The organism is Mycobacterium interjectum (assembly GCF_900078675.2).
Lineage (GTDB): Bacteria > Actinomycetota > Actinomycetes > Mycobacteriales > Mycobacteriaceae > Mycobacterium > Mycobacterium interjectum.
Map to the genome: position 1 here is coordinate 848940 of NZ_LT546236.1, position 6116 is coordinate 855055.

General features: G+C 71.2%; 7 protein-coding genes and 1 pseudogene. 1 reads left to right on the top strand and 7 read right to left on the bottom strand.

Annotated features, from left to right (window positions below; genetic code table 11):
* Positions 1 to 78: 78 nt before the first annotated feature.
* The 6 genes from BN4348_RS34155 to BN4348_RS34180 are packed head-to-tail and all read right to left on the bottom strand — an operon-like array spanning position 79 to position 4991.
* Complete coding sequence (locus tag BN4348_RS34155) at positions 79 to 804, bottom strand: class I SAM-dependent methyltransferase (RefSeq protein ID WP_066909220.1); 726 nt, start codon at positions 802 to 804, stop codon at positions 79 to 81.
* The gene (locus BN4348_RS34160; protein WP_066909223.1) at positions 791 to 1102 is read right to left on the bottom strand and encodes a lycopene cyclase domain-containing protein; all 312 of its coding nucleotides are present in this window, start codon (positions 1100 to 1102) and stop codon (positions 791 to 793) included. The genes BN4348_RS34155 and BN4348_RS34160 overlap by 14 nt, the downstream gene beginning before the upstream one ends.
* Positions 1099 to 1422, bottom strand: coding sequence for a lycopene cyclase domain-containing protein (locus BN4348_RS34165; protein ID WP_066909235.1), 324 nt, complete (start codon positions 1420 to 1422; stop codon positions 1099 to 1101). Before BN4348_RS34165 ends, BN4348_RS34160 begins: the two co-directional genes overlap by 4 nt.
* Positions 1419 to 2351 carry a phytoene/squalene synthase family protein gene (locus BN4348_RS34170; protein WP_066909226.1) on the bottom strand — a complete coding sequence of 311 codons (933 nt, stop codon included), beginning with the start codon at positions 2349 to 2351 and terminating at the stop codon, positions 1419 to 1421. The genes BN4348_RS34165 and BN4348_RS34170 overlap by 4 nt, the downstream gene beginning before the upstream one ends.
* The gene (gene crtI / locus BN4348_RS34175) at positions 2348 to 3865 is read right to left on the bottom strand and encodes a phytoene desaturase family protein (protein WP_066909229.1); all 1518 of its coding nucleotides are present in this window, start codon (positions 3863 to 3865) and stop codon (positions 2348 to 2350) included. The genes BN4348_RS34170 and crtI overlap by 4 nt, the downstream gene beginning before the upstream one ends.
* Positions 3866 to 3884: 19 nt before the next feature.
* Entirely contained in the window at positions 3885 to 4991 is a 1107-nt protein-coding gene (locus tag BN4348_RS34180) for a polyprenyl synthetase family protein (RefSeq protein WP_066909232.1), read from the bottom strand.
* A gap of 289 nt (positions 4992 to 5280) precedes the next feature.
* Between BN4348_RS34180 and BN4348_RS34185 the strand changes: the two genes are divergently transcribed.
* Positions 5281 to 5955: a phosphodiesterase gene (locus BN4348_RS34185; protein ID WP_066909238.1), complete on the top strand. Its 675-nt coding sequence runs from the start codon at positions 5281 to 5283 to the stop codon at positions 5953 to 5955.
* On the opposite strand, the pseudogene BN4348_RS34190 reads toward BN4348_RS34185, so the two are convergent.
* A pseudogene (locus BN4348_RS34190) lies at positions 5952 to 6098 on the bottom strand (DUF1731 domain-containing protein); the annotation flags it as partial. The gene BN4348_RS34185 and the pseudogene BN4348_RS34190 sit on opposite strands and share 4 nt — an antisense overlap.
* Positions 6099 to 6116 lie beyond the last annotated feature (18 nt).

The window sequence follows — 6116 nt, forward strand, 5'->3', positions numbered from 1 at the left end:
CGGCGCGGGGCCGCGACGAGAGCGCGCTCGCGTCGGCCAGGCCCGGCGTTGCCGGGTGGATGTGTCGGCGGCGGTCGGTCATCGCGGGGCCTCGCCCAAGAAGGTGTGCACGACGTCGTGTTCCCAGCCCGGCATGGTGGCGCTCCGCACCCCGGTGAATCCGGCGTCGCGCATCCGCCGCCGCAACCGCGCCGCCCCGTCGAACGCGAGGACGCTGCGCCACAGATGCCGGTACAGCGTGGTATCGCGGGTGCGCCACCAGCCGGCGGGGATGATGATGCCCCAGCACACCGCGTGCCAGATCAACGTCGCCGCACGGGAATCGCGCACCGAGTACTCGTGCAGCGCCAGCGTGCCGCCGGGGCGAAGCAGGGCGCGAAAGGCGCGGAGCTGTGCGTCCGGGTCCGCGAGGTTGCGCAGCAGGTAGGCGGCCAGGATGCCGTCGAACGGCCCGGTGACGCCGTGCTCGTCGAGCTCTTCGACGCGCGCGTGCACGAACCGGACCGACGGTGGCCACGCCTTCGCCCTGGCGGCGTCGAGCATTCCGTTCGCGGCGTCCACGGCGACGATCTGCGCCTCGGGGGCCACCGCCAGCAGCGCGGCCGTCGACGCGCCGGTGCCGCAGCCCGCGTCGAGCAGGCGCAGACCCCGGCCCCGTGCCGGCAGCGCCATCCGGTTCGCCGACAGCGCCAGGTTCGCGTGGTAGGACGGGTTGGCGCCGACCAGCCGGTCGTAGGCCGCCGCGCCGCCGTCGAAGGCACCGGGCACGTCGCCGCGGGGCAGACCCGTCTTATCGACCCGCACGGTGACGCTCCCACAGCAGCAGCACGGCGGTGACCAGCGCGAAGCCGAACAGGAAGTCCTCGACGGGGATGTCGAACGGGAACCGCACGCCGCTGGTCTGGCGCTGGTTGTAGATCACGATCGGGGCGCTGCGTTTCGTCAGCCAGCCATCGACCGGAACCTGAAAGCCGAGCACGATCACCATGGACAGCCAGTAGGCGGGCCGCCGGAACAGCCCGGTGCGCAACAGCGCGAACTCCAGCGCGCACACCGCGAGAACCGACACGATCGCCGGAACGGTGTAGCCCAGCCCGGTCACCGGCGCCTGCTCCGATCGAGGATGGCGCTCACGGCGTTGTAGGTCAGCAGGCCGCACAGCGGAATCACCACGAAGAACAGCACTTCCTCGATGGGCACCCCGAAGGGGAGGTGCAGACCGGTGATGTACTTCCCGTTGTATGTCCACACGCCGGCGCGGATCGCCACCGCGTCCCAGACGAGGAACAGCGCCGCCACCGGAAGCACGGCTCGGGCGAGCCGGCGCGGCTGCCGGTAGACGCCGGCGCCGAACAGCTCCAGCGGCGCCGTGATCGCCAGGCACAGGCCGAGCAGGATCAGGTACTGCCACCGGTCGCTCACGCCGCGCCCCTGATCCGGGCCCGCCACGACTGCAGCAGGGCGCCACCGGCGACCCGGAGCCGTCGCGCGTTGCCGACGGTGGCGCGCCGGTTGAACACCGAGAAGTCGCTGTCCTCAATGCAATCCAGGATTTCGGAGTACAGCGTCAACGCGGTGGCCACGCACGGCCGGGAACGCGGGGCCAGCATCGCGATTCCGTCGGCGGCGAAACGGTAGATCTCGCGGGTGATGTCGTGTTGGGCCGCCAGCGCCGTCCGCACCCGGGCGTGGGTGCGCCGGTGCGTGTGGCACCACAGCATCAGGTCGCGGTCGACACCGAACGCGGCGAGTTCGTCGGCCGGCAGATAGATCCGGTTGCGCGCGAGGTCCTCGTCGACGTCCCGCAGGAAATTGGTGAGCTGAAACGCGCGGCCCAGCGCCGCCGCGTACGGGGCCGCCTCCTCGGCGGGTCCGACGGTGCCGAGAATCGGAAGCATCTGCAGGCCAATGACTTCCGCGGAGCCGCGCATGTAGCGGCCCAGCGCCGCCCGATCCGGATAGTCGGTGACGGTGAGGTCCATGCGCATGGAATCCAGAAAGTCCTCGAAGAGATCTGCGGGGATCCCGTAGCGGCGCACGGTGTCGTCGACCGCGGCGAGGACGGGCTCGTCGTGCTGCCCGGCTCCGGCGAAGAAGCGCTCCGACAGGCGCTGCAGCCGCTCGGCGCGCGCGGCGACGTCCAGCGCCGGGTCGATCTCGTCGAGGATGTCGTCGGCGTGGCGGGCGAAGCCGTACAACGCGTGCACGGCCGGGCGTTGGTCCGGGGCGAGCAGCCGGGTGGCGAGGAAATAGGTGCGGCCATGTGCGGCGGCGATCTGCCGGCAGCTTCGATACGCCGCGCGCAGGCGCGCGTCCTGGATCCCGGCGGCGTCCAGCTCCGTGCGGATCATCGCGATCCCGCCTTCAGGTCGACGGTGGTGGTCGTCCGGCTGGCCATCCCGGTGATGCGGTCGGCGGCCAATCGCCCGGAGATGAGCGTGGTCGGCACGCCCACGCCCGGCAGCGTCGACGACCCGGCGAGCACCGCGTTGTCGATGCCGCGCACGGTGTTGGCCGGCCGGAACGGTCCGGTCTGGGCGAACGTGTGGGCCAGCGCAAACGGTGTGCCGGCCGCCATGCCCTGGCGGGCCCAGTCGGCCGGGGTGTCGACATGCAACAGGCGGGCGTCGTCGCGCAGGCCGGGCAACAGCCTGTCCTGCACCACCTCGAGCAGCGAGTCCGCGTACACGCCGCCGGTGCGCGACCAGTCGATGTCGCCGCGCGAGAGGTTCGGCGCCGGGGCCAGCACGTAGAGCAGGTCGCGGTGGGTGGGGGCCAGGCTCGGGTCGCTGGCCGTCGGCCGGGTGACCAGCAATGACGGGTCCGTCATGAGCCGGCCGTCGCGGATGATGTCGTCGAACGTCTGCTCCCAGGCCGAGCCGAAAAGGATGGTGTGGTGGGCGCTTTGCGACGGCGCGGCGCGGCTGCCCACGTGCAGCACCACCGCCGACGGCGCCGCGCGCAGCGGGAGAATCCGTCGCGGCCGCCGGCCGAGCAGCCGGTAGGACTGCGGCAGCTCGGTCGTCAACACCACCGCGTCGCAGGCCAACCGCCGATCCTGCGTGTGGACAGCGGTGATCCGCTCGCCGGTGCGCTCCAGCTCGGTGACCGTTGACCCGTAACAGAACCGCACCCCGGCGTCGGCTGCCGCCGCCGCCAGCGCATCGGGTAGCGCGCGCACGCCGCCGCGCGGGAAGAACACGCCGGCGACGGTGTCCATGTAGGCGATCACCGCGTAGACCGCCAGCGCGTGCTGCGGCGCGACACCGGCGTACAGCGACTGGAAGGTGAACACGCGGCGCAGCCGCGGGTCGCTGACGTGGCGCTTGACCATCGTGTCCCAGCGGCGGAATCCGCCGAGCGCCGTCAGCCTGGCCAGCCGGCCGTTCAGCAGCGACAGCGGGGAGTCGAAGTTCGACGCGATGAAGCCGTCGAATTCGGTGCGGTACAACCGGTCTAACCAACCGCGCAACCGCCGGTAGCCGTCGGCCTGGTGTGGGCCCGCGAAGTCGCGCACCGCTTGCGCCATCCGGTCCGCGTCGGTGTGGACGTCGATGGCGCTGCCGTCGGCGAACATCGCCCGGTAGGCGGGATCCACCGGGAGCAGTTCGAGCCGTCCCGAGTAGGTTTCGCCCACGGCGGCGAACGCCTCGTCGATGATGTCCGGCATGGTGAGCACCGTCGGGCCGGTGTCGATGTGGTAGCCGTCGATGTCGCGCCGGCCCGCCCGTCCGCCCGGCCAGGGTTCCCGCTCCACCACCGTGACTTCGCGGCCGCGGCCGGCCAGATGCAGCGCGGCGGCAAGGCCGGCGAATCCCGCGCCGACCACGACGACGCGGTCGGTTCGGCCGCGCACCGTACGCATCAGCGCGTTACCTCGCCGCTCATGCCGCCCGCCTCGTGCACAGTCCGGCCATATCGACCAGCGCGGCCAGCAGGCGACCGTCCAACGCGGCGCGGTCCAACGCCTGCAGCGCCGAGTCGACGCGGTCGGCGATGAGTTCCTCGATCCACTGCACCGCTCCGGTGGCGAGGATCAGCTTCCGCCAGTGGTCAATCGCCGAATCGTCGAGCCGCTCGCCGGCCATCAGTTCACGGAACCGCAGGCGGGTCGATGCGTCGGCCAACTGATGCGCGGCCACCACGACGCTGGTCGCCTTGCGTTCGATCAGGTCGTTCGTGGGTTTGCCGGTCGCCGCGGGGGAGCCGAAGATGCCGAGGATGTCGTCGCGCAGCTGGAAGGCTTCGCCGATGGCGGAGCCGTAGTCGGCGAGCGTCGCCAGCACCAGGTCGTCGCAACCGGCCATGGCGGCCCCGATCTCGAGGGGCCGCCGCACCGTGTAGTTTCCCGACTTTCGTCGGGCCACTTCCAGCACGGCTTCCATCGTAGGCAGGTCGCGTGCATCGGTCGCCAGATCCGCGAACTGGCCCACGGCGAGCTCGGTGCGCATGGCGTCGTAGCGCGGCCACCCCCGGAGCAACTGGTGACGCCGCAGACCGCTGTCGCGCAGCATCTGTTCGGCCCAGATCAAGCACAGGTCGCCGAGCAGGATGGCGGCCGATTCTCCGAACCGGCGCGACGAGCCGGACAGCCCGCGCCCGCGATGCCACGCGGCGAATTGGAGATGCGCGGCGGGGCGGCCTCGTCGCGAGGCCGAATCATCCATCACATCGTCCTGAAGGAGCGCGAAAGCGTGCAGCAGCTCCAGGCTGGCCGCCGCCGACAGCGCCGCATCGCTCTCCGGCTGGCCGCACAGCCAGCCCAGGTACATGAACGCCGAGCGCAGGCATTTGCCGCCGTTCACAAACTCCGTCAAAATGTCGCCGGCCACGTCTACCCCGCACGCGCCCAAGGCGTCGGCGCACCGGGCGGCGACGAATTCGGCGACATGGGACAGCACCGCCCGCTGCACGCCCGTTCGCCAGGCGTCGAACTGGTCGACATCGGGCAGGGACGGCGGGCTTGGCCGGACGGCCTCGGCGAGATGCACCCGTGGGAACGGACGCACTGCTCCCACCGAAGCCTCCCTCGCAGGGTCGGTCAGCCGCTGGCTCGAACGGCTCGGATTCACGCGTTGTTACCCCTTTGTCGACGAATACAAACACTGGGCGGCAGCGGGCATGCGTCGGGCGACCCGCTGCATTCAACGTACCTCAGTTAAGTTATTGAAACATTAACTTACTGAATGATCGCGTGGTCCGCCAGTGGTGCGGGTTCGCGGGCCCATGCCGATTCCGGCGCCACCGTTTTTCGCGGCGAAGAACGGGAACCCGGCGCCGGTGAACGTTTCCGGTCTCCTCACCAAGCCCTTTCAATGGGGAGCCGCCCTGCGCGGCCGTCGGTTCTTCCACCCCGTCGGCGTGTTGGCGCACGGCTCCATCGAACGGACCGCGCCGGCGGCCGACGGGCTGCCGCTCCCGTCCTCCGAGGTTGTTGCGCGGGTCTCCAAGGCCGCCGGGACGCCGGGTGCCCTGCCCGACTTCATCGGCCTGGCGTTCCGCGTCGCGCCGCGGCAAGAAGGGGCCACGCCGTGGGACATCCTGCTGGTGTCCGCGGGATCGGGCGTGCTGGCCCGGGCGGTGGCGCTGCGGCCGACCGTGTCTTGGACCGGCCGAACCCTGACCAGCCTCATGCCGCTGCGCTACCGGGGGAACGTCTGGTGGCTGCGGGCCCAGAGCAACAGTGCTGTCAACGGTTTCGGGCTTTCGCTGGACAGCGTCCGGCACGCGATCGAGGGCGGCGGCATCGACTTCGCCATCGACCAGGCGTGCGGCAGGGGCGATTTCGCCCCGCTGGCCCGGCTGACGCTGACCGGTGTCCTCGACGGGGAGCCGGACGTGTCGTTCGACCCGGTCGCCAACACCGCGCCGGGATTGAGCCTCTACCCGCCCTGGCTTGCCCAGCTGCGGGCGCGCGCCTACCAGCGCAGCCGCGACGGCAGGGACGCGGGTTAACGCCCCAACAGGTGGCGCAGTGCCCCGTCGAGGTCGGGGTGGCGAAACCGGTGCCCGGCCGCGGTGAGTTTCTGCGGGATCACCCGCTGGCTGGCGCAGGCGAGTTCGCGGGCGCCCTGCTCGCCCAGCAGCAGCCGGGGGCCTGTCTCTTATCCGCATCT